Raw genomic sequence first — 22,301 nt, 5'->3', positions numbered from 1 at the left:
AATGTTATCTTTGCAGCTGGAAAAAATTATTCAATGAAGATTTCATATAACTGGCTCAGACAATTTATAAAGATTAATCGCAGTCCTGAAGAAACAGGGGAATTGTTGACAGATCTGGGTCTTGAGGTAGAAGGAATTCATGAGTTTCAAAGTGTAAAAGGCAGCCTGAAAGGAATAGTTGTTGGCGAGGTGCTTACCTGTGAGCAACATCCTAATGCCGATCGCTTAAAAGTTACTACAGTAAACCTGGGTAATGGAGAGCCGGTACAGATAGTATGCGGTGCGCCTAATGTGGCTGCCGGACAAAAAGTTCCTGTCGCAACTGTAGGAACTACCTTGTATGATGAAAAAGGAAGTCCGTGGGAGATCAAGAAAAGTAAGATCCGTGGAGAGAGCAGTCATGGGATGATCTGTGCAGAAGATGAGCTGGGATTAGGCCAAAGTCATGAAGGGATCATGATCCTTGAAGAAGATCTTGAGCCCGGAACTCCAGCGGCAAAGCTTTTTGAAATCGAAGACGACCAGGTATTTGAAATAGGTCTAACACCCAACCGTGCCGATGCTATGAGCCACTGGGGAGTAGCCAGGGACTTGAAAGCCGGTTTACAGCAACAGGGAGAGAACCAGGAGTTGATCACCCCATCTGTAAGTAGTTTCCATGTGGACAGCCGCAGCCGAAAAATCCCTGTGAAGATCACCAATGCCGATCTTGCACCCCGGTACTGTGGTGTGACAGTTTCCGGAGTGGAAATTAAGGAGTCTCCAAAATGGCTTCAAAACCGACTAAAGTCTATTGGGATCACCCCAAAGAACAACGTGGTAGACATTACCAATTATGTGATGCACGAACTAGGGCAGCCTCTGCATGCCTTTGATGCCGACAGGATCACCGGAAACGAGATCATTGTCCAAACCCTGCCTTCGGGTACAAAATTCAATACTCTTGACGAAATAGAAAGAGAACTTCATGAAGAAGATCTAATGATATGTGACGCAGAAAAACCTTTGGCTATTGCCGGAGTTTTTGGAGGGATAGGAAGTGGAGTGACCTCAGGAACAACTAATCTTTTTATAGAAAGCGCATATTTCAATCCTGTTACTGTAAGAAAAACAGCAAAGCGACATGGATTGAACACCGATGCTTCATTTAGATACGAAAGAGGTATAGATCCAAATATTACCGAATATGCACTTAAACGCGCTGTTCTCTTGATTCAGGAACTGGCAGGAGGAAGCGTCTCAAGTGATATTGACGACCATTACCCAAAGAAGATTGAGGATTTTCCTGTATTTCTAACTTTTGAAAAGATTAATACACTTATAGGTCAGAACCTTTCCAAAGAAACTATTAAATCGATCCTGGCTTCTCTGGAGATAAGGGTCAATAATGTGACTGAAACAGGAATGGGACTTACCATTCCGCCTTATCGTGTTGATGTAAAACGGGAAGCCGATGTTATAGAAGAGATCCTTCGGGTGTATGGTTATAACAACATAGAATTTGGGGAAAAGATCAATGCATCTGTCGCCAATTCAACCCGTTTTGAAGATTATAAGCTTCAGAATCTAATTGCTGGTCAGCTTGTTGGGCAAGGATTTTTTGAAAGCATGGCAAATTCTCTTACCACCCCAACTTATATTGGTTTGAGCGATCAGCTTAAAGAAGAACATGCGGTAAAGATGCTCAATCCCCTTAGCCAGGATCTCTCTGTATTGAGACAGTCGATGTTATTTTCTGGTCTCGAGGCCGTAAGCTACAACCTCAACAGAAAACGTGCAGACCTGAAGTTTTTCGAATTCGGAAAAACATACCACAATTACGGCAACAGGGAGGAGCAAAAACATCTTTCTATATTCCTATCGGGAAACCGCAACAGGGAAACCTGGGCGAATCCGGTACAGAAGGGAGATTTCTTCTACCTAAAAGGTGTAGTTACTTCAGTTTTAGAGAGATTGGGAATTACGAACACAAAAACTTCACCTGTCAAAAATGATATCTTTTCTGAAGGTATTTCTATAACTCATAATAAGACCAAACTTGTGGAATTTGGTGTGGTCAAAAAGAAGATCCTAAAGAAATTCGACATTGGCCAGGAAGTACTTTATGCCGACTTTAACTGGGACCTGGTGGTGGACACCTCCAAAAATCAGCAAAATAAGTTTAGGGAAATTTCGAAGTTCCAGGCTGTGAGAAGGGACTTTGCGCTTCTTCTTGACAATTCGGTGAAATTTGAGGAGATACATGATATTGCCTTTAGGACCGAAAAGGACCTGCTTAAAGATGTTAATCTTTTTGATGTATATGAGGGCGCCAATCTTCCGGAAGGAAAAAAGAGCTATGCTGTGAGTTTCATTCTTCAGGATGAAAAGAAAACCCTTACTGATAAGCAGATCGATAAAATAATGAATAAACTTCAGCAAAACCTGGAAAAACAGCTGGGGGCTGAGCTTAGATAACTAGATAAAAAGAAAGGCTGTTCATATGAACAGCCTTTTTTGATATGGATCAATAAATTATTTTATTTTGGTAGCTTGTCAAAAATGGCATCTACGTAAGATCTTATTTCTTCATCCAGATTACCCGGTGCTATGAGATCTTCGGCTCTACCTCTCCACACGATCTCATTCGTCCTGCGATCGATAAGGTCAATAACTATCGTACCTTCCTTATACGCTACTTGCTCTATTCCATTACCAACTATCCTTGGTACGGTAAAATAGTTACTATAAGCATAATTTCTATAGTAAGGTCCAACATAAAATCCGGGACGGTAATAGCTGTAGTTAGTATAGACAGGATTTGCGTTCACCGCCATTTCCTCATCAAGCATAAGGTGATAATACACTAAGAGGTCGGGCTGGTTGCGGTCAAGACGATAATTGAGATCTTGCATATTATTTCGAATCTCATCTATCACGATCTCATTGACCAAAGCATTATTATAGTTGGAGGTCTGGATTGTGTCCTGGTTTGGCAAAAAAGCATAGCTGTTGTAGCTGTTAAGACTCTTCGCAGTTCTTTTATTGGCATCCACTTTTGGACCGCAGGAAGTTAACAGTATACCTGCCATAAAAGTCAAGCTTAAGAAGTGTCGTAAAAATTTCATTTTTAAAGATTTTAAGGTTTCAGTTTTCAAGATAAGATTATTCCCTATCCCTTTAAGGTTGTGTCCTAAGGTTTAAAATGAATTTAACCATAGACTCTTAAAATTAACAGTAGAACTCCTTAATGATTAGCCAAAAATCAGACTTTTGCAAGTTTTGTTGTTATTACCTAAATTTAGAAGCTAAAGGAGATTGATCATGTTGCTAGAAAGAATAAACCTCCAGAGGAGAATGGAGTTGCTGCGTGCAAAGGAGATGAAGGAACATGAGGTTCTTGAGGAAGTGAAAAGAATCCTGGAAGGAGAAGGTCATTCAGGAGAAAATATTCTTGATAGAATTTCCGAAACAGAAAGCGAAAAAGAAGATGCGAATCCTCTGATCTTTGACCTGCTGGAGAGCAACAGGATCTTCCATCTCTCCCAGATCAAAAAGATCTGTGTTGATTATAGATTGCGCTTTTTAAATACCAGGTTCTTTAAAGGTGATTTGCCGCAGGAAGCGCTGGATGCAGTCAAAGCACTGGAAAAGCAGCATAAAATTGAGATCAAGGGCGCCAAAATGCTCGCCCCTGCTAAATACTTCAGGCTGGAAAATGCCGATGACCCTATGCTTTTCGCGCCTCTTGGAAATGATTATTATTACCTGGTCCATAAATGGGGCACCGATATGCATCCCCTGAGAAAAGTCCTCATGTGGCCCCTAAAGAATTTGGAAAATCTATTGATCTTCAGTTTCTTTTTTAGTTTTTTATTCACCTTTGGGATCAGAGAAGTCTTTTTTTCAAAGTTTCGGGAAACAAGCCAGTTTGTTATTCTTTTCATGTATTCCTTCAAGTCTGTAGTAGCTCTTATTTTTTTCTACGGAATTAGTCTCGGAAAAAATTTTAGTTCCGGAAACTGGAATAGTAAATTCTATAACGCCTGATGCAAGTGTTAAACTGAAATTAAAAGCACCCTAAGTACATTCCCTATTCTTAAATTTATGGGGAAATACAACATTATGAGTGAAGAAGAAGAATATAAAAGAGTTTACACCGGAAGCGAAGTAAATGTGCAACACTTGCAAAACCTGCTCGAAGAAAAAGATATTCCTACCAGGATAAGGAATGACTTTGATTCAGGTTTAAGAGCCGGTTTTGGAGGCGGACTGCCGGGACAGGTTTTACTCTTTGCCAAATCAGAGAATTACGAAGAGGCTTTACGCATCACTAAAGAAACTTTTCCCGATAGTGACTAATGAAAATGAGTGCTGCTTCAGGTCGTAATTATTTCAACCTATTTCTGGGAATAGCCTTCCTGGGTTATGGTGGATACCGCATTTTTACTTTTGTGACAGGTGCAGAGTATACCACCTTTAGGATAATTGTGGCTATAGGATTTATTATCCTTGGAGGCTTTGATCTCTACAAATTCTTTAAGAACGAACCAAAGACATAAAAAAAGAGGTCTCAAAAATGTCATTTTTGAAACCCCTTCCTGAAATTATAATACATTTTAGACTGTACTTTCCAATAGCCTAAACAGCATACATCTTTTCACGTTGCTCTCTTATCTTTTTGTCACTCATGTACTCATCAAAAGTAATATAACGGTCAATAGCACCATTGGGCGTAAGTTCAATTACCCGGTTTGCCACTGTTTGTGCGAACTCATGATCATGCGTAGTGAATAAAACGGTTCCTTTAAAATTCTTCAGGGAATTATTGAAGGCCGTGATAGATTCCAGATCCAGGTGGTTCGTAGGTTCGTCAAGCATAAGAACATTTGCTCTCATCATCATCATTCTACTCAACATACAGCGCACTTTCTCTCCTCCTGATAATACTCTTGAGGTCTTCAAAGCTTCTTCTCCACTAAAGATCATCTTTCCAAGAAAGCCACGTATGTAAACTTCTTCTCTTTCCTCTTCGGTCTTAGCCCACTGTCTTAACCAATCAACTAGAGTAAGATCATTATCGAAGTATTCGGAGTTGTCCAATGGTAAATACGACTGGTTTGTAGTCACACCCCACTGGAATTTTCCTGAAACGGGTTTTTGTTTGTCGTTGATGATCTCGTAGAAAGCAGTGGTAGCACGTGAATCTTTAGAATACACAACTACCTTATCCCCTTTGGCGAGGTTGATGTCCACCCCTTTGAAAAGAGTTTCCCCTTCGATGGACGCTTCAAGACCTTCTATGTTCAAAATTTGATCACCCGCTTCTCTCTCCCTTTCGAAAATAATGGCAGGATATCTTCTACTGGAAGGCTTAATATCATCAATGTTTAGCTTTGCAATCATCTTTTTACGCGAAGTAGCCTGTTTGGATTTCGCTACGTTTGCGCTAAAGCGACGAATGAACTCCTCAAGCTCCTTTTTCTTATCCTCAGCCTTTTTGTTCTGCTGCGCTCTTTGACGGGCAGCCAGCTGTGAAGATTCATACCAGAAGGTGTAATTTCCGCTATAGTGATTGATCTTTCCAAAGTCAATATCCGAAATATGAGTACACACTGCATCCAGGAAGTGACGGTCGTGAGATACCACTATCACAGTATTCTCATAGTTGGCAAGAAAATTCTCAAGCCAGTTTATGGTCTCATAATCCAGGTCGTTGGTAGGCTCATCCATGATCAACACATCAGGATTTCCAAACAAGGCCTGAGCAAGAAGCACCCTTACCTTCAGTTTGTTATCTAAGTCCCCCATTGAAGTGTAATGACTGTCTTCTTTGATACCGAGATTCGACAGCAAGGCTGCTGCTTCACTATCGGCATTCCACCCATTCATTTCTTCAAATTCCACCTGTAGGACTCCTACCCTTTCTCCATCGGCATCACTAAAATCTTCTTTGGCATAGATCTCGTCCATTTCTTTCTTGATGTCATAAAGAGGTTTATTCCCCATTATAACTGTCTCCAACACCGGATACTCGTCATAGAGATTGTGGTTCTGCTCCAACACAGACATCCTTTTCCCTGGCTCGAGATGAACGTGTCCCGAAGTGGGATCAGATTTTCCGCTTAAGATCTTTAAGAAAGTGGATTTTCCGGCGCCATTGGCACCTATTATTCCGTAGCAATTTCCCTGAGTAAAGGTGGTATTGACCTCATCGAACAATACTCTTTTCCCAAATTGAACAGATAAATTTGAAACTGATAACATATGGTCTATTCTAAATTTTTGCAAAAGTAGCCAATTATAAACTTTCATTAAAAGATTAACTTTTATAATTACCTATTTAACGATGAGTTAACATTGAGGTGCATGCCCTACTTCTACATTTGCTATCCCTTATTTTTGCCCTCCAGGAAACTTGAATAGAATAGATTCAAATATTACTCGTCATGCCTTACCAGCACTGCTTTTGCTGTGCCTTCTCTTTTTGTTGGCGGCCTGTGGAAGTGCAGACGAAGACTCTGTTCCCTATGCCTACCTTGGAGGCCAAATTGTCAACCCTACTACAGATCATGTTGTGGTAAAGCGCAACGGAAGGGTTCTCGACACTGTTTTTCTTGATTCTCAAAATCGTTTCAGCTATAAGGTCGAGGATGTACAAAAAGGTATTTATGTTATGCAGCACACTCCCGAGATCCAAAATATCTATTTGAGTCCCGGTGATAGTTTACTTTTAAGAGTAAACACAGTGGCTTTTGATGAGTCCCTCCACTTTAGCGGAACCGGTGATAAGTATAATAACTTTCTCGCCGAGATGTTCCTGCAGGACGAAGAAAATTCTCAATTGCTTCTTTCGTTCCATGAATATACTCCCGAAAATTTTCTCCGTAAAGCCGATTCTATTAAATCCTTGCGGCTTGACTTCCTAAACAATACCTCCAAAAAAAGAAAATTTTCAGAGGATTTTGTTTGTCTCGCGGAAGATATAATTGAATACGAGAACAATGATCTAAAAGAGCGCTATTCATATCTGGTCAATAAGTACTATAAAGAATATTCCAAACAATTTCCTGAAGATTATTACGGTTACAGAACCGATATCGATTTCAATTCCGAAAGAATGCAGTGTAGCCCCGGCTACAAAAGATTTATTGAAAACTATTTGATCAATTACTCTCTTTCCTGGTGTGCCAATAGCGGCCTGGATGAATCTGACTGTTATAACCTCAACAATGTGAATAATGTCACCTCACGATTAAGAAAAGCAGGAGAGTTGATTCAGGTTCCAAATTTGAAGAGGACTATCATGGAAAAAATAGCTGTGAGAGGAATTGTAATGGCTAAAAGCAGGGAAGACATCATAGCTATCCTTGAGGAATTAAAAGCGCAGGATATCCCTACTGAAGAGCTTGATAAGATACGACAGCTTGGCACCATCCAGCTGGCCTATTTACCCGGCACTTCCCTTGCCAACGTATCTCTTTTAAATATGAAAGGGCAACTGGTAACCATTGGGGATGTGGTTGAAAAACCCACGGCAATTTTTCTATGGTCGGTCTTTGATGAAGGACATGTTGAGGAGCACGAGCTCATCAAACAGTTCAAAAAGAAATATCCCGAAGTAAATTTTATTGGGATCAATGTTGACCTGGGTGAGGAACCAGCATGGAGAGTAGCTGTGAGACAAAATTCATATGATCCGGGATCTGAATATCAACTCGGCTCCACGAGGATAAAAAAAGATTACTTCCGGTATTTCCTCGATAAGATCCTTCTAATAAATGCTTCAGCCGAGGTGGTGGTAGGTGATAGCTACCTCACTTCTCCCGAATTTGAATCTCACATCCTCGGTTTCCTGAACCAATAAAAAAGCCTTTCTTCCGCAGAAAAAAGGCTTATATAAAATGTCATTTTTGAAACCTTAGTTCCCCTTCTTATGATCTGCAAGGAATTTCTCCAGGCCAATATCTGTCAAAGGGTGATTCATTAATCCTGTGATAGCCGAAAGAGGACCGGTCATCACATCCGCACCAATCTTTGCACAGTCAATAACGTGCATAGTATGTCTCACAGATGCAGCCAGTATCTGGGTTTCGAAGCCGTAGTTATCATAGATCTGGCGGATCTCCATGATAAGGTTCAATCCGTCTGTAGAAATATCATCCAGTCTTCCAATGAATGGGGAAACATAAGTTGCACCGGCTTTGGCAGCCAAAAGCGCCTGACCTGCAGAAAATACCAGGGTGCAATTCGTTTTAATTCCTTTATCGCTGAAATATTTTATAGCCTTAATTCCATCTTTGATCATAGGCACCTTAACAATGATCTGGTCGTGAAGGGCAGCAAGCTCTTCTCCCTCTTTTACAATATTGTCAAAGTCGGTCGCAATAACTTCGGCGCTTACATCACCGGTAGTTATTTCGCAAATCTTCTTGTAATGGGCAATGATGTTTTCTTTTCCGGTAATGCCTTCCTTTGCCATTAGAGAAGGGTTGGTAGTCACCCCGTCAAGAACCCCAAGGTCTTGTGCTTCCCTTATCTGGTCAAGATTGGCAGTGTCAATAAAAAATTTCATAGTGTGTTGTTATAAATGATTAAATACTGCTGAAAAATGCCATTTTTCAGACTCCTGCAAAACTACAATTTATAATGCTTTAAGAGTAACCTCTCATAAACTTTATCGGGAAGTACTCTCTTGAGAGCTATTGAAAATTTTTGAAGTGGCTCCCCCACCTTGTAATGGATCTTTGGCTCTTTTTCCTGAATTATCCCGTAGATGGCTTTAGCCATTTTATTGGGGTCTTCTCCCCGGTCCACATGTTCATTCATGATCTTGAGGGTATTGCCATATGCTTTCTCATAAGGCGAACCTTCAATCACCGGCGCATGATACCTTCCCGCTGCAATATTTGTCGCGAAATCCCCCGGAGCAATGTTGGTCATCTTGATATTCGAGTCTTTCAATTCCATCCTGAAAGCTTCGGTAGTAATTTCTAAAGCTCCTTTTGAAGCCGAATAGATCCCGCGATAAGGAAGCCCCATATAACCGGCAATGGATGTTACGTTGATTATGAGTCCGCCATTATTCCGGCGCATTTCGGGAAGTACGGCTTTTATGACATTTATGGGACCAAAAAAATTAGTATCGAAAGCCTTTTTTATCTCCTCATCGGGTGTTTCTTCAATGGGCCCTGTAATGCCTACTCCGGCGTTATTAATAAGGATATCGATTTTCCCTGCTGAAGAAATTACCTCGGCTACGGCAGATCTTATGGTTTCGGGTTTGGTAACATCAAGTGCCACTAGAGGAAATGGAGAATTCTGCTTTCCCGGATTGCGGCTGGTTCCAAAAACGGTAAAATTCTTTGACTGAAGAAATTCGGCTATGGCTTTGCCAATTCCTGAGGATGCTCCTGTTATTAGCACCACTTTTGAAGCTGTTTCTGTCATGTTGCAAAGATGCAATAAATCTCACTTATAGAAACAAAAAATGGCAAGCTACCCACATCACACCGCTACGACCGCTTACCCTTGCTGCGTTCCCGCCCTGGGGGATTCAGCAGGAGCTGGTTGTGTGGGACTTGCCGGGGCAAATATACAACCTTTCATACTTTTTGCAAGCATTTTCTAAGCCGAATTCTTTAATTTAGCTTGCACCAAATGATCTATTAAAAATGAAAGCATATAACTCCCTCATATTGATATTATTGACCTATTTCCTCTTTTCCTGCGGAAGCGATCCAGAGGATGCATCCACGGAATATAACCTGGAAATAGCCGAAAATAAGAAGGAATTTCAGTTGGGAGATCAACTTCGGGCCCAGGTAACGGGCGAGAAAGATTCAGTCATTTATTTCTTAGGAGACCAGCAGTTGAAGAAGACAATCGGGAATGAAGCTTTGAACCACACTTTGCAAAATGAAAAGCTAGGGAAATGGAATTTGACTGCCCGCATTTATCGAAACCGCGATTTTGTAGAAAAGCAGCAGGAAATCACTCTTTTCAATGATAAGGCACCAGCCACTTACACTTACGAGATAGTTAATAAATACCCTCACCAGGAGGATGCATACACCCAGGGGCTGGAATTTTATAATGATCAGCTTTTTGAAAGCACGGGCCACTACGGGACTTCATCATTGAGATTAGTTGACCTTGAAACAGGTGAGGTTCAGCGAAAAATCGATATTCCCTCGACCTTTTTTGCTGAAGGAATAACAATATTAAATGATAAGATCTACCAGCTTACCTGGAGAGAAGGGGTTGGTTTTATCTATGACGTCGATTCTTTTGAAAAGACCGGAGAATTTAAATACGGCCAAAGTAAAGAAGGTTGGGGCCTGGCTAATGACGGTACTACGATCTACAAAAGTGATGGCACAGAAAAAATATGGTTCCTTGATCCTGTGACACTTTCTGAAGATGGATTTATTCAAACCGTCACTAATAAAACCGTTGCCACCCAACTTAATGAGCTGGAATGGGTAGAAGGAAAGATCTATGCCAATACCTATCAAAAAGATGGAGTTGCAATTATAAATCCTGAAAATGGTGCCATTGAAGGCGTGATCAATTTTTCAGGATTAAGAGATCAACTGGGGAACACTCAGGATCTGGACCCTATTAATGATGTTTTAAATGGAATTGCCTTCGATAAGGAAAACCAGAAACTCTACGTGACCGGTAAAGACTGGGATACTCTTTTTGAGGTAAGAATTATTGAGAATTAGATGGTAGTACCCGCAGAAACTTATACGCATCAAAGAACCGTAAGTAAGGAAGATCTCGACGATCTTAATCATGTAAACAATGTACGGTATGTGCAATGGATACAGGATATTGCCAAAGAACATTGGGAAGTAAGGGCTACAGATAAGTTAAAGAAGGATTTTATCTGGGTAGTGATAAGACATGAGATCGACTACAAAAAACAGGCATTTTTGGGAGATGAGATCCTGATAGAAACTTTTGTGGGTGAAACGACCTTTGTCACTTCAGAAAGATTTGTCAATATTAAAAATGCTGAAACAGGAGAGATCCTGGTAGCCGCCAAATCCATGTGGTGTTTACTGGATGCCGATTCCAAGAAGCCTACAAAGATCACCGAAGACCTGCGCACTGTGTTTCACAAGAAATGAAGAAATTTACTGAAATCATTCTTCTATTGTTGCTGGTGTTGTGGAGCTCCTGCCGCAGTGATTTCGGGAATACCGAGTCTTCAGGCCAATTAGAATTTTCCAAAGACACTGTATTCCTTGATACAGTATTCACCAACCTTAGCACCCAAACCTATTCTTTAAAAGTTTATAATCGTTCAGGAGAGGATATCTTCATTCCGCAGGTTAGCCTTAAAGATGGTGAGAACTCTCTTTACCGGCTCAATGTCGATGGTGTGGCAGGAAACAGCTTTGAGAATGTAGAAATACTGGCAAGAGACAGCATATACATCTTTATTGAAACTACTGTCCCTACAAGTACAATGGAAGAAAACGAGTTTCTATATACTGATAAGCTTCAGTTCCGCTCCCGATCACATCTTCAGGAAATTCCTTTGGTTACTCTGGTGAAAGACGCAATCCTGTTGTATCCGAAAAAGGACTCCCAGGGCATCCCTCAAAGAATTCCCGTTGGCACAAATGAGAATGGCGAGCCCATCCTGGTTTCCGGATTTCAGTTAGATCAGGATCAACTAAATTTGACCAGAGAAAAACCTTATGTCATCTACGGTTATGCTGCCGTTCCCGAAGGAGCCACTCTTTACATAGAAGCAGGAGCCCGTATTCATTTTCATTCTGAAAGCGGAATTCTGGCCTTAAAAGGAGCTTCGATACGGGTAAAAGGTACCCCCAGCACAGATCCCGAAAAATTGGAAAATGAAGTGATATTTCAGGGAGACAGACTGCAGAGTCTTTACAGGAATCTTCCGGGGCAATGGGGAGCGATATGGCTCCAAAAAGACAGCGAAGATCATCTTTTTGAACATGTAACTATCAGGAATGCCGGAGTCGGATTACTTGCAGAAGGAACCACCCTCTCCCCTACTTCTGTAACCCTCAAAAACGTCCAGATCTACAACTCCGCTCTGTCAGGAATAAGAGCTGAGAATACTGAGATCACTGCCGAGAACCTTGTGATCAATAACAGCGGACAGGCCTCCATCCATATCAACGGCGGAAAATATCATTTTAGACACCTTAGTCTTGGCAACTACTGGCAGCAAAGCTACCGGGAAGCACCGGCATTAGTTATCACCAATTTATCGGGAGAAGAACCCTCACCTCTTAAAGCAATATTTCAAAACAGCATCATCTACGGAAATGAGACCAGAGAACTGGGTTTCGAACTTGATGAGACCGTTCCGGTTGAAGTGTTCTTTTCTCACAGCCTGCTAAAGTTCAGCGGCGGACCGGAACCTGAAGGCTTTTATGACTTCAGCAACAGTGACATCTACGAGAATATTTGGCTAAATGAAGATCCGCTTTTTGTAGCCCCAAAAGATAATGATCTGAGCCTTCAGGTTGGTTCTCCGGCTATAGATAAAGGAGATTTAGATGTTGCTCAGAAAGTTCCACAGGATATCCTGGGAATAGATCGAATTTCAAGTCCCGATCTCGGAGCTTACGAATTCGTTGAGATTGAGGAATAAAAAAGAGTTGTCAAAAATGTCATTTTTGACAACTCTTTTTTAAAGAAGACTTCGCCCCTGCGTTTCAGAAAACAGAAGCCAGAACTTTTATTATAATTACATTTTAAAGAGAGGTCTGCCCTGCATTAGCTCCAGCACATCTTCCCTTACCGCATCAAGTTTGTCCTCGTCCTGATAATTGGTGATCACGCGGTCAATAAGGTCTACAATAGTATCCATGTCATCCTCTAATAATCCGCGGGTGGTAACTGCCGGAGTACCAATTCGAATTCCGGAAGTGACGAACGGAGACTTATCATCAAACGGCACCATATTCTTATTAACAGTGATATCGGCCTTCCCAAGAGCTTCTTCAGCTTCTTTCCCGGAAATATTTTTGTTACGCAGGTCGATCAACATCATGTGATTATCTGTTCCGCCAGAGATCACCTGGTAATCTTTTTTCATGAAGGCTTCAGCCATTCGTTTGGCATTCTTCTTTACCTGTACAGTGTAATGAAGGAATTCATCTGTGAGTGCTTCTCCAAAAGCTACTGCCTTCGCAGCGATGATGTGTTCCAAAGGACCACCCTGATTGCCGGGGAAAACCCCGCTGTTGAGCAACATTGACATTTTCTTTGGGCTTCCATTTTTTAAAGTTTCACCAAATGGATTATCAAAGTCCTTACCCATCATAATAATTCCGCCTCGAGGTCCGCGAAGGGTCTTGTGGGTTGTTGAAGAAACTATGTGACAGTGAGGAATTGGGTCGCTTAAAAGTCCTTTAGCAATTAACCCTGCGGGATGCGCGATATCGGCAAAAAGTATAGCTCCAACACTATCGGCTATCTCACGGAATCTCTTGTAGTCGATCTCCCGGGAATATGCAGATGCACCGGCAATGATCATTTTAGGCTGCTCTTTTTCAGCTATTTTTTGTACTTCATCATAATCTATCAGTCCTGTTTCTTTATCTACTCCGTAGAAAACAGGCTGGTAAAGTTTTCCGGAGAAATTAACAGGAGAACCATGAGTTAAATGTCCACCGTGTGAAAGATCAAAACCCAGAAACTTATCTCCCGGCTTCATGCAGGCATGAAAGACAGCGGTGTTCGCCTGTGATCCCGAATGTGGTTGCACATTTGCGTATTCGGCATTAAAGAGTTCTTTAAGTCTTTCAATGGCAAGATTCTCAACTTCATCTACAACTTCACACCCCCCATAATATCTTTTTCCGGGATAGCCTTCGGCATATTTATTTGTGAGTACAGAACCGGCTGCTTCAAGCACCTGTTCACTTACAAAATTCTCACTTGCAATTAGCTCTAAACCATTTAGTTGTCTATCTTTTTCTGCATCAATTAAATCAAATAATTCTTTATCCCTTTGCATATGCATTTTTTACGTTAAATAATACTCAAAAATAGCAAATACATTCGGTTCTTAGTAAGAAAATAATATATTTGGTTCGAATTGATTTTAACAAAATACCAACATTTATTATGTCCATTACAGCTAACGACCCTTCACGAAAAACATGGCTGGAAGTACCCGAAAATTCTGATTTTCCTATACAAAATATTCCCTTCGGAGTTTTTCTAACCAGGGATGATATAATTACGATAGGTACCCGTATTGGCGATACCGCAATTGACCTTGGAGCCCTGCACCAGCTAGGCTATTTTGAAGGAATCCCGCTAACCGACGATATTTTTCTTCAAGACACGCTCAACGATTTTATTTCTGATGGTAAAAAGACCTGGAGACTTGTAAGAAATCGCATTGCTGAAATTTTTGACGCAAACAATGATAAACTTCGCGACAATGAAGAACACCGGCAGGTCGTGCTTTTTGGACTTGACGAGATCGAAATGCAAATGCCAGTACAGGTAGGAGATTACACAGATTTTTATTCAAGTAAAGAACACGCTACTAATGTGGGAACCATGTTCCGCGATCCCGACAATGCTTTGTTGCCAAACTGGCTTCACATTCCTGTAGGCTACCACGGAAGAAGTTCTTCTATAGTCCCCAGTGGAATCCCAATCCACCGTCCAAAAGGACAAACCAAACCTAAAGATGCCGATGAACCGGTATTCGGTCCTTCAAAAAGAGTGGATTTTGAACTGGAAATGGCATTCATAACCACAGATGCAAACCATCTGGGAGAACCTATTCCTATAGACGAAGCCGAAGATTACATTTTTGGTCTGGTACTATTCAATGACTGGAGTGCCCGTGATATTCAAACCTGGGAATATGTTCCGCTTGGACCTTTCTTAGCTAAGAACTTTGCTTCTTCAGTTTCTCCATGGATCGTAACTCTTGATGCTCTTGAGCCCTTTAGAGTGGAAAGCCCAAAACCTGAAAAGAAATTGTTGCCTTACTTGCAGTCCACCGGTAAGAAGAGTTTTGATATAGAACTTGAAGTATTCCTGCAGCCAGAAAATGGCGAAGAGACTAGAGTTTCCAAGTCCAATTTCAAATACATGTATTGGAATATGAGTCAGCAACTGGCCCACCATACGGTAAATGGTTGTCCTGTACTATCGGGAGATATGATGGGATCGGGAACTATCTCGGGACCTACCCCTGATTCTTACGGCTCCATGCTCGAACTCTCCTGGAAAGGTGAGAAACCGGTAAAGCTAAACGATGGCAGTACCCGTACTTTTATTGAAGATAATGATACGGTGATCATGCGTGGTCACTGCAAAAAAGAAAACTATAGAATAGGATTTGGAGAAGTAAGCACTAAACTACTTCCCATTTTTGAACCTAAGAAAAAGTAATTTTTTACTGATATAAAAAAAAGAGCCGCAATTTTGCGGCTCTTTCTATTTCGACTAGAAAAGATTATCTGCGCTCTTCTCTGCTACCGGAACCTCCGGTTCTTTCCTCACTGTTTCGATCCCGATCCATATCACTTTCTCTTTCGGCATCTTCTTTACGTTGCTTATCGCGGTCACCTGCGGCCTGTTGAGCCGGATTTTTGGTTTGCTCTTCCTGTTGGTGCCGTCTTTGCTCTTCGTTGCGATCCCGGTTACGATCTTCTCTTCTCTCTTCCATAATAAAGTTTTTTTAAGTTAATGATTAATACATACTAAATATAACTACATCATACTTCTATAAAAAACTGGTTATAAAACCTTTAACTGGAATTTAATGCTTTAACATAATTCGAAACCTATTAGGCTATATTAACTCTTTTATTCTTTCAACGTCTATCGACTGGTGAGAAGAATGATGTACCACCTGCTGATCTTTTAAAATGATCATTTGCGGACTCTCGTGTCTAACACCAAAGCGGCTCGCTACCTCATTGGAAATGCCCCGGTTGGCTATAAGGTCCAGGAAGTAAAGTTTTACTTCCTTATCTTTTGGCAGGTCGTAATTCCTTTCAAAATTGTTCAACACCATGCGACTAATACCGCATCGGGTGGAATGTTTGAAGATCACAACAAGTTGCTTTTCAGATTCTTTCTCCATCTTGTCAAGCTGCTCCTCTTCGGTCAAAGCATGCCACGGCACTTCCTCAATCTCTTTCTTTACTATATCTCTTTCGCTCTTAAAAACTTTATCGAATAATCCCATTTTTCAATCTTTAGTTACAACTTTTTTCAACTCCGTAAAATAGTAAAATCCTGTGAGATTACAGTGAAAAAGCCCTAAGTTTAGTATCTTTATAAGAGACAAAAAGTCATTCCTTTTTACTCATTTTCAGCCATTTTGTCTGCCGGAAGTTGCTGGTACACGCTTTGCTAAACCTGGTATAAAAAGATCAAAGATATAACTATGAATCTCAATAATTTTACAATAAAAAGCCAGGAAGCCATTCAACAGGCGCAGCAACTGGCTCAGGAACTGGGACATCAGCAAATAGAGAACGAACATATATTTAAAGCTATAACTTTAGTAGATGAGAATGTAACTCCTTTTCTTCTGAAGAAGCTCAATATCAATGTTGTTCTTTTTCAGCAGATCCTGGATAAGACCCTACAGAGTTTCCCAAAGGTGAACGGCGGAGATATTATGCTTTCCCGTGAGGCATCGAGAACTCTCAACGATGCATCTTCCGTAGCCAAAAAAATGGGAGATGAGTACGTTTCCATAGAACACCTCATTTTAGCCATTTTTGGATCCTCAAGTAAAGTGGCACAGATCCTCAAAGATCAGGGAGCTACAGAGAAAGGTTTAAAAGCCGCTATTCAGGAATTGAGGAAAGGAGAAAATGTGACTTCTCAAAGTGCAGAGGAAACTTACAATTCCCTTAATAAATATGCGAACCACCTCAACAGGCTGGCCGAGGAAGGAAAACTCGATCCGGTAATTGGAAGAGACGAGGAAATTCGTCGTGTGCTTCAAATCCTTTCCCGAAGAACAAAGAATAATCCGATGCTGGTAGGAGAACCCGGAGTTGGTAAAACTGCTATTGCCGAAGGTCTCGCTCACCGTATCATCGCCGGGGATGTGCCCGAAAATCTCAAAGACAAGCAGATCTACTCTCTTGACATGGGTGCATTAATTGCCGGAGCGAAGTATAAGGGCGAATTTGAGGAAAGATTGAAAGCCGTTATCAAAGAGGTGACTTCAAGTGAGGGAAATATTGTGCTCTTCATTGATGAGATCCACACTCTTGTTGGTGCCGGTGGCGGACAGGGCGCTATGGATGCGGCTAATATCTTAAAGCCTGCTCTTGCAAGAGGGGAACTCAGAGCTATTGGTGCCACCACTCTTGATGAATACCAGAAGTATTTTGAAAAGGATAAGGCGCTGGAGCGACGTTTCCAGAAGGTGACTGTTGATGAACCCGATACGGAAAGTGCAATTTCCATCCTCCGTGGAATCAAAGAAAAATATGAAACTCACCACAAGGTGAGAATTAAAGATGAGGCCATCATTTCGGCAGTTGAATTGTCTCAGCGATACATCACCAACCGTTTTCTTCCCGATAAGGCTATTGACCTTATGGACGAAGCAGCTTCAAGGTTGCGCATGGAGATCAACTCAAAGCCTGAGGAACTCGATGTGCTTGATCGTAAGATCATGCAACTGGAGATAGAGATGGAAGCTATTAAGAGGGAAAATGATGAGAACAAACTTAAAACTCTTCGCGCCGACCTTGCCAATTACAAGGATGAGCGCAATGAACTGCATGCCCAGTGGAAAAACGAGAAAGATGTAGTTGACAACATTCAGACTTCAAAATCCAAGGTTGAAGAATATAAACTTGAAGCTGAACGTGCAGAAAGAGAAGGAAATTACGGAAAGGTAGCCGAATTGCGCTACGGAAAGATAAAGGAAGAACAGGAAAGATTGGCTGAACTTCAGAAGCAACTTGAAGAGAATCAACAAAGAAAATCTTTGATCAAGGAAGAAGTAACTAATGAGGATATTGCCGAAGTAGTTGCCAAATGGACAGGAATCCCGGTAACGAAGATGCTTCAAACCGAGCGGGAGAAACTTTTGAAACTTGAGGACGAACTGCACCGCAGAGTCGTGGGGCAGGATGAAGCTATACAGGCTGTAAGTGATGCCGTGCGAAGAAGCCGGGCAGGATTACAGGACCAGAAAAAGCCAATTGGATCTTTCCTTTTCCTGGGAACAACAGGAGTCGGTAAGACAGAACTGGCAAAAGCCCTGGCCGATTATCTCTTCAATGATGAGAGCGCAATGACAAGGATCGACATGAGTGAATATCAGGAGCGGCATGCAGTTAGCCGGCTGGTAGGTGCTCCTCCGGGATATGTAGGATACGATGAAGGCGGACAGCTTACTGAGGCGGTAAGAAGAAAACCTTATTCTGTGATCCTGCTGGATGAAATTGAAAAAGCTCACCCGGACACCTTCAACATTTTATTGCAAGTGCTGGACGAAGGCAGGCTGACAGATAATAAAGGTCGGGTAGCCGATTTTAAGAACACCATTATCATTATGACCTCCAACATGGGATCTCATATCATACAGGAGAAATTTGATGCTGTTAAAGATGTCGAAACAGCAATGGAAAGTGCCAAAGTTGAAGTGCTGGCATTGCTGAAACAAAGCGTAAGGCCTGAATTTCTCAACAGGATCGATGATATCGTGATGTTCTCTCCACTCTCCAGGAATGACATCAAACAAATCGTGGGATTACAATTGAAGGGCGTGACAAAAATGCTCGCAAAACAAGGCATTACACTTGATGCAACCGAAGAAGCAATTGCACATCTTGCTGAAAAAGGATTTGATCCACAGTATGGTGCACGACCGGTCAAAAGAACTATTCAAAAAGAGGTGCTAAACAAGCTCTCGAAAGAGATCTTAAGCGGAAAGATCCATACAGATAGTATTATTTTGCTGGATGCTTTTGATGATGAACTGGTCTTCAGGAACCAGGAAGAAATTGCCCAGTAATAGACAAGGCCCCAAAATTTGGGGCCTTTTTTTCTTACCATCTGTCGATTTCCCGTTTCAGGTCCTCTTTACTCCGGCCGGTTTTTTCCTGCAAACGTCCCAGCATTTCATCAAACCTGCCTTCGTTGTAGGTTACATCATCATCGGTGAGATCTCCATATTTCTGTTTGAACTCCCCTTTTATTTGTTTCCATTTTCCTTCAATTTGATCATTATTCATAACAAGTTGTTTTTATATTCAACTTGAAGGTAGACAGAAATGCTCTTCCTATCCTTTAAAAAATTGCCATTTTGCTCTTAAGATTTTGTTATTTTTACCGCTATGAGAAAAATAATTCTGCTTGCTATTCTGGCGTCAGCCCTGTTGAGCTGCAAAAGCTCCAGAATAGGAAATACCTCAAATGTCCAGGTTAGATTTTTAGATGATTACAGCATTAAAAGCGGGCTTACAGTGGAAGGAACCGAAGTTGGCGGACTTTCAGGTATTGATTTTCACGAAGGGGATTACTTCCTGGTGAGCGACCAACCCTCCAATCCAAGAATCTACCGGGCCAAAATTGATATTTCAGAAGAAAAGATAGATTCTGTCTCCATCATTGATGTGATCCTGTTGAACAAAAATGAGGAAGAACTAAAAGATCAACATCTTGACCTGGAGAGTATTCTGTTTGATCCATTAGAAGATAATTTTATTCTTAGCAGTGAAGGAAATATTAAAAGTGGAAAGGATCCCATGGTTTTCAAGACATCCAAAAAGGGCAGTTTTGTGAGTTCTTTTTCTGTACCCGAAAATCTTCTGGCTCAAAGCATAAAGAAACCCCGCAATAACGGAACCTTAGAAGGTCTTGCCTTCTCACACGACGGGAAGGGGGTTTGGGCGGCTATGGAGCTTCCATTGGAGACAGACGGACCTAAACCAAAGCTATATCCCACCAAATCTCCTGTACGGATCACCTATTTTGATAAAAAAACCGGAAATGCCACCAAACAATTTCCTTACAGGCTTGACCGCATAGCAAAGATCCCGTGGTTGTATTTTGCAGTTAACGGAGTTACAGATCTTCTGGAGTATGCCCCGAACAAGTTTTTGATCCTGGAAAGAGGATTTTCCGCCGGGCATGGACAAAAAGGTAATACGGTAAGGATCTATGATGTAGACGCTACCCTGGGAACCAATACACTTGACATCAATAACTTAAGAGTTGCTTTCAATAATCCGGCTAAAAAGACATTGCTCTACGATTTCAAGTGGGCAAAGAAGTTTTTGAGTCAGGAGATCATAGATAATATTGAAGGGATCACGTTTGGGCCCGAGCTGTCCAACGGAAATAAAAGTCTTATTTTAATTTCAGATAACAATTTCAATTCCATGGGACAGCAATTGAACCAGGTGATCCTCATGGAATTCATTCCTAAAAATTAAGTTTATGAACAGCTTTTTCATCCTTATACTTTCATTGTTATCTTTAGGTGAAACTTCTAAATTCGAAACCGATCCGCCTGTGCAGGAAAGTGTCACACAATATTATTTTATTCGTCACGCCGAAAAGGACGAGAGCAACAAAGAGGATAGAAATCCCAACCTGACTCCTGAAGGTGTTGCAAGAGCAACAAAGTGGGCCGAGGTTTTTAAGGAAGTTGAATTCGATTTTATTTTTTCCAGTAATTATAACCGGACCATGCAGACGGCAAAAACAATTGCCAACTCCCAGGAAAAAGATGTCGACATCTATGACCCCAGGCAGTTAAATGATCCTGCTTTTCAAGAGAAAACAAAAGGTAAAACTGTGCTGGTAGTAGGCCATAGCAATACTAACCCGGCATTTGTGAACCTGGTTCTGGGAGAGAAAAAATTTCAGGATGTGGACGAGAAGGAATACGGAAGCCTCTTCATCGTTACTGTAGCTCCAAATGGAGAAAAATCTTCCCAGGTGCTGTATATCAACTAATCCTGAATTTCCACTTTCAGGATCTCATTCTCGATCTGAGAAACCTTCGTCAACTGCCCTTTTTGGAACAGCTCATCCAAATTTTCTAACGGAGTAGAGAGATCTTCAGTTTTGTAATTCTCATAATCTACAAATCGAATTCCATTGACCGTTCTTGGATTTACAGCTTTTCTAAATCTTATTCCGCCGTCATTTACAAAGAATCTGTACGCGAGATAATCTACGGTAAAATCATCTTTTTCGATCCAGTACATATATACATCTTCATGATCTGCACCGCCACCTTCTTGTTTGAATGTTACTTTAATCTCGTGATAAACCGTATTGTTAATGGTATCTTTTCCTACAAGTTCAGTAATGACAGCATCGTTTTGCAATCCAAATGGTAATTGCACAAAGTAATGAACGGCGTTGACACTTTCGGCTATGGCAGCCGAAACAGAATCGGGCATTACTACTTCCCGTTCTTCCCTAAAGGATTTAATACCTTTGTTCGTCAAGACATCCTTTATCTCCCCAAGGGAATCTTTTCTATGCCGGGTAAGTTCGTACAAGCCCTCCTTCCTGCTACTGGTATAAAAATTTTCCCGAAACTGAAATTCAATTATTGCACTCTCATATTTTTCACCCCCTGCTTTTTCTATGGCCTGGGCAATTATTCTATCGGCTTCTGAAAGTTCTTTGTCTTGCTGACAAGATATAAACAGGACAGCCAGAAGCAACCAAAGTATATTTTTCATAAGTAGGATTTATGGTGCAAAAATACCTTTTTGAGACCTAAATCTGAAATAGAACCACCTCTCTTTAAGAAAACTCTAAAAAGAAGGGATTTTCGGGAAAGCTTGTTACTTTTGTTTTATGAAGAACGACATAAACATCAAAAACCGGAAGGCGAAATTTGAATACGAGATCCTGGACAAATATGTAGCAGGGATCAAACTTACAGGTACCGAGATAAAGGCCATAAGGGAAGGCAAGGCATCAATAGCCGAAAGTTTTTGTGAGTTCTCCAACAATGAGCTCTTTGTGATCAACATGACGGTGCAGGAGTACTCTCACGCCACTTACTTTAATCATGATCCAAAGCATGCACGTAAACTTCTGCTGAATCGGCGGGAATTGAGAAAACTGGAGAAAGAGGTGAAAAACTCCGGACTAACCATTATTCCGCTTCGGCTCTTCATCAATGACCGCGGACTCGCAAAAATGCAGATCGCTCTTGCCAAGGGTAAAAAGCTTTATGATAAGCGGGAAACAATTAAGGATAGAGAGAACAAGAGGAAGCTGGATAGAATTCAGAAGGAATATAAATAAAACTGTTGCGGGTTGCAGGTTGCGGGTTGCCTGTTACC

At 41.3% G+C, this 22,301-nt stretch carries 22 protein-coding genes and 1 other RNA gene; 13 read left to right on the top strand and 10 right to left on the bottom strand.

Annotated features, from left to right (window positions below; translation table 11 throughout):
• The first annotated feature begins 33 nt into the window (after positions 1 to 33).
• Positions 34 to 2,457: a phenylalanine--tRNA ligase subunit beta gene (gene pheT / locus ACXYMT_RS08505; protein ID WP_459058651.1), complete on the top strand. Its 2,424-nt coding sequence runs from the start codon at positions 34 to 36 to the stop codon at positions 2,455 to 2,457.
• Positions 2,458 to 2,519: 62 nt separating this feature from the next.
• Here the strand turns inward: pheT and ACXYMT_RS08500 are convergent, their stop codons facing one another.
• Positions 2,520 to 3,107 carry a DUF4136 domain-containing protein gene (locus ACXYMT_RS08500; RefSeq protein ID WP_459058650.1) on the bottom strand — a complete coding sequence of 196 codons (588 nt, stop codon included), beginning with the start codon at positions 3,105 to 3,107 and terminating at the stop codon, positions 2,520 to 2,522.
• Positions 3,108 to 3,303: 196 nt separating this feature from the next.
• Between ACXYMT_RS08500 and ACXYMT_RS08495 the strand changes: the two genes are divergently transcribed.
• The 3 genes from ACXYMT_RS08495 to ACXYMT_RS08485 all read left to right on the top strand — a co-directional run bounded on the left by ACXYMT_RS08495 (position 3,304) and on the right by ACXYMT_RS08485 (position 4,541).
• A complete protein-coding gene (locus ACXYMT_RS08495; protein WP_459058649.1) occupies positions 3,304 to 4,029 on the top strand; it encodes a hypothetical protein in 726 nt (241 codons plus the stop codon).
• Positions 4,030 to 4,104: 75 nt separating this feature from the next.
• On the top strand, positions 4,105 to 4,341 hold the full coding sequence (locus ACXYMT_RS08490) for a putative signal transducing protein (RefSeq protein ID WP_459058648.1): 237 nt from the start codon (positions 4,105 to 4,107) through the stop codon (positions 4,339 to 4,341).
• Positions 4,341 to 4,541: a hypothetical protein gene (locus tag ACXYMT_RS08485; RefSeq protein WP_459058647.1), complete on the top strand. Its 201-nt coding sequence runs from the start codon at positions 4,341 to 4,343 to the stop codon at positions 4,539 to 4,541. Before ACXYMT_RS08490 ends, ACXYMT_RS08485 begins: the two co-directional genes overlap by 1 nt.
• A gap of 79 nt (positions 4,542 to 4,620) precedes the next feature.
• Here ACXYMT_RS08485 and ACXYMT_RS08480 read toward each other — a convergent pair whose 3' ends face one another.
• On the bottom strand, positions 4,621 to 6,246 hold the full coding sequence (locus ACXYMT_RS08480) for an ABC-F family ATP-binding cassette domain-containing protein (RefSeq protein ID WP_459058646.1): 1,626 nt from the start codon (positions 6,244 to 6,246) through the stop codon (positions 4,621 to 4,623).
• A gap of 151 nt (positions 6,247 to 6,397) precedes the next feature.
• Here ACXYMT_RS08480 and ACXYMT_RS08475 point away from each other — a divergent pair, with 151 nt between their 5' ends.
• On the top strand, positions 6,398 to 7,846 hold the full coding sequence (locus tag ACXYMT_RS08475; RefSeq protein ID WP_459058645.1) for a TlpA family protein disulfide reductase: 1,449 nt from the start codon (positions 6,398 to 6,400) through the stop codon (positions 7,844 to 7,846).
• Between the two features lie 54 nt (positions 7,847 to 7,900).
• Here ACXYMT_RS08475 and fsa read toward each other — a convergent pair whose 3' ends face one another.
• The 3 genes from fsa to ffs form a co-directional block, all read right to left on the bottom strand.
• Positions 7,901 to 8,554: a fructose-6-phosphate aldolase gene (gene fsa, locus ACXYMT_RS08470; RefSeq protein ID WP_459058644.1), complete on the bottom strand. Its 654-nt coding sequence runs from the start codon at positions 8,552 to 8,554 to the stop codon at positions 7,901 to 7,903.
• A 62-nt stretch (positions 8,555 to 8,616) separates the two neighbouring features.
• The gene (locus ACXYMT_RS08465) at positions 8,617 to 9,429 is read right to left on the bottom strand and encodes an SDR family oxidoreductase (protein WP_459058643.1); all 813 of its coding nucleotides are present in this window, start codon (positions 9,427 to 9,429) and stop codon (positions 8,617 to 8,619) included.
• Positions 9,430 to 9,467: 38 nt separating this feature from the next.
• An RNA gene (ffs, locus tag ACXYMT_RS08460) (signal recognition particle sRNA small type) lies at positions 9,468 to 9,566 on the bottom strand.
• An 87-nt stretch (positions 9,567 to 9,653) separates the two neighbouring features.
• On the opposite strand from ffs, the gene ACXYMT_RS08455 reads away from it, so the two are divergent.
• Genes ACXYMT_RS08455 through ACXYMT_RS08445 form a run of 3 tightly spaced genes read left to right on the top strand, consistent with a single transcriptional unit; the run spans position 9,654 to position 12,625 of the window.
• Positions 9,654 to 10,709: a glutaminyl-peptide cyclotransferase gene (locus ACXYMT_RS08455; RefSeq protein ID WP_459058642.1), complete on the top strand. Its 1,056-nt coding sequence runs from the start codon at positions 9,654 to 9,656 to the stop codon at positions 10,707 to 10,709.
• On the top strand, positions 10,710 to 11,117 hold the full coding sequence (locus ACXYMT_RS08450) for an acyl-CoA thioesterase (protein ID WP_459058641.1): 408 nt from the start codon (positions 10,710 to 10,712) through the stop codon (positions 11,115 to 11,117).
• A complete protein-coding gene (locus tag ACXYMT_RS08445) occupies positions 11,114 to 12,625 on the top strand; it encodes a choice-of-anchor Q domain-containing protein (RefSeq protein ID WP_459058640.1) in 1,512 nt (503 codons plus the stop codon). The genes ACXYMT_RS08450 and ACXYMT_RS08445 overlap by 4 nt, the downstream gene beginning before the upstream one ends.
• Before the next feature lie 96 nt (positions 12,626 to 12,721).
• On the opposite strand, the gene glyA is transcribed toward ACXYMT_RS08445, so the two are convergent.
• Entirely contained in the window at positions 12,722 to 13,996 is a 1,275-nt protein-coding gene (gene glyA / locus ACXYMT_RS08440; RefSeq protein WP_459058639.1) for a serine hydroxymethyltransferase, read from the bottom strand.
• A gap of 110 nt (positions 13,997 to 14,106) precedes the next feature.
• On the opposite strand from glyA, the gene fahA reads away from it, so the two are divergent.
• Complete coding sequence (gene fahA / locus ACXYMT_RS08435) at positions 14,107 to 15,396, top strand: fumarylacetoacetase (RefSeq protein WP_459058638.1); 1,290 nt, start codon at positions 14,107 to 14,109, stop codon at positions 15,394 to 15,396.
• 64 nt (positions 15,397 to 15,460) lie between these two features.
• On the opposite strand, the gene ACXYMT_RS08430 is transcribed toward fahA, so the two are convergent.
• Positions 15,461 to 15,673 carry a hypothetical protein gene (locus ACXYMT_RS08430; RefSeq protein ID WP_459058637.1) on the bottom strand — a complete coding sequence of 71 codons (213 nt, stop codon included), beginning with the start codon at positions 15,671 to 15,673 and terminating at the stop codon, positions 15,461 to 15,463.
• 126 nt (positions 15,674 to 15,799) lie between these two features.
• Positions 15,800 to 16,198 carry a bacillithiol system redox-active protein YtxJ gene (gene ytxJ, locus ACXYMT_RS08425; RefSeq protein WP_459058636.1) on the bottom strand — a complete coding sequence of 133 codons (399 nt, stop codon included), beginning with the start codon at positions 16,196 to 16,198 and terminating at the stop codon, positions 15,800 to 15,802.
• Positions 16,199 to 16,399: 201 nt separating this feature from the next.
• Between ytxJ and clpB the strand changes: the two genes are divergently transcribed.
• Entirely contained in the window at positions 16,400 to 19,000 is a 2,601-nt protein-coding gene (gene clpB / locus ACXYMT_RS08420; protein ID WP_459058635.1) for an ATP-dependent chaperone ClpB, read from the top strand.
• A 34-nt stretch (positions 19,001 to 19,034) separates the two neighbouring features.
• Here clpB and ACXYMT_RS08415 read toward each other — a convergent pair whose 3' ends face one another.
• Positions 19,035 to 19,220: a CsbD family protein gene (locus ACXYMT_RS08415; protein WP_459058634.1), complete on the bottom strand. Its 186-nt coding sequence runs from the start codon at positions 19,218 to 19,220 to the stop codon at positions 19,035 to 19,037.
• 102 nt (positions 19,221 to 19,322) lie between these two features.
• Between ACXYMT_RS08415 and ACXYMT_RS08410 the strand changes: the two genes are divergently transcribed.
• Entirely contained in the window at positions 19,323 to 20,423 is a 1,101-nt protein-coding gene (locus tag ACXYMT_RS08410; RefSeq protein WP_459058633.1) for an esterase-like activity of phytase family protein, read from the top strand.
• Positions 20,424 to 20,427: 4 nt separating this feature from the next.
• Positions 20,428 to 20,949, top strand: a complete 522-nt coding sequence (locus tag ACXYMT_RS08405) for a phosphoglycerate mutase family protein (protein ID WP_459058632.1) — start codon at positions 20,428 to 20,430, stop codon at positions 20,947 to 20,949.
• On the opposite strand, the gene ACXYMT_RS08400 is transcribed toward ACXYMT_RS08405, so the two are convergent.
• Positions 20,946 to 21,689, bottom strand: coding sequence for a DUF6503 family protein (locus ACXYMT_RS08400; protein WP_459058631.1), 744 nt, complete (start codon positions 21,687 to 21,689; stop codon positions 20,946 to 20,948). The genes ACXYMT_RS08405 and ACXYMT_RS08400 overlap by 4 nt on opposite strands.
• 118 nt (positions 21,690 to 21,807) lie before the next feature.
• Here ACXYMT_RS08400 and smpB point away from each other — a divergent pair, with 118 nt between their 5' ends.
• The gene (smpB, locus tag ACXYMT_RS08395; protein WP_459058630.1) at positions 21,808 to 22,263 is read left to right on the top strand and encodes an SsrA-binding protein SmpB; all 456 of its coding nucleotides are present in this window, start codon (positions 21,808 to 21,810) and stop codon (positions 22,261 to 22,263) included.
• Positions 22,264 to 22,301: the final 38 nt, after the last annotated feature.

The sequence above is a fragment of the Salinimicrobium sp. CAU 1759 genome (genome assembly GCF_054482715.1).
Note: the sequence above shows the minus strand (reverse complement) of the source record. Positions and strands in the feature narration are given on the sequence as shown.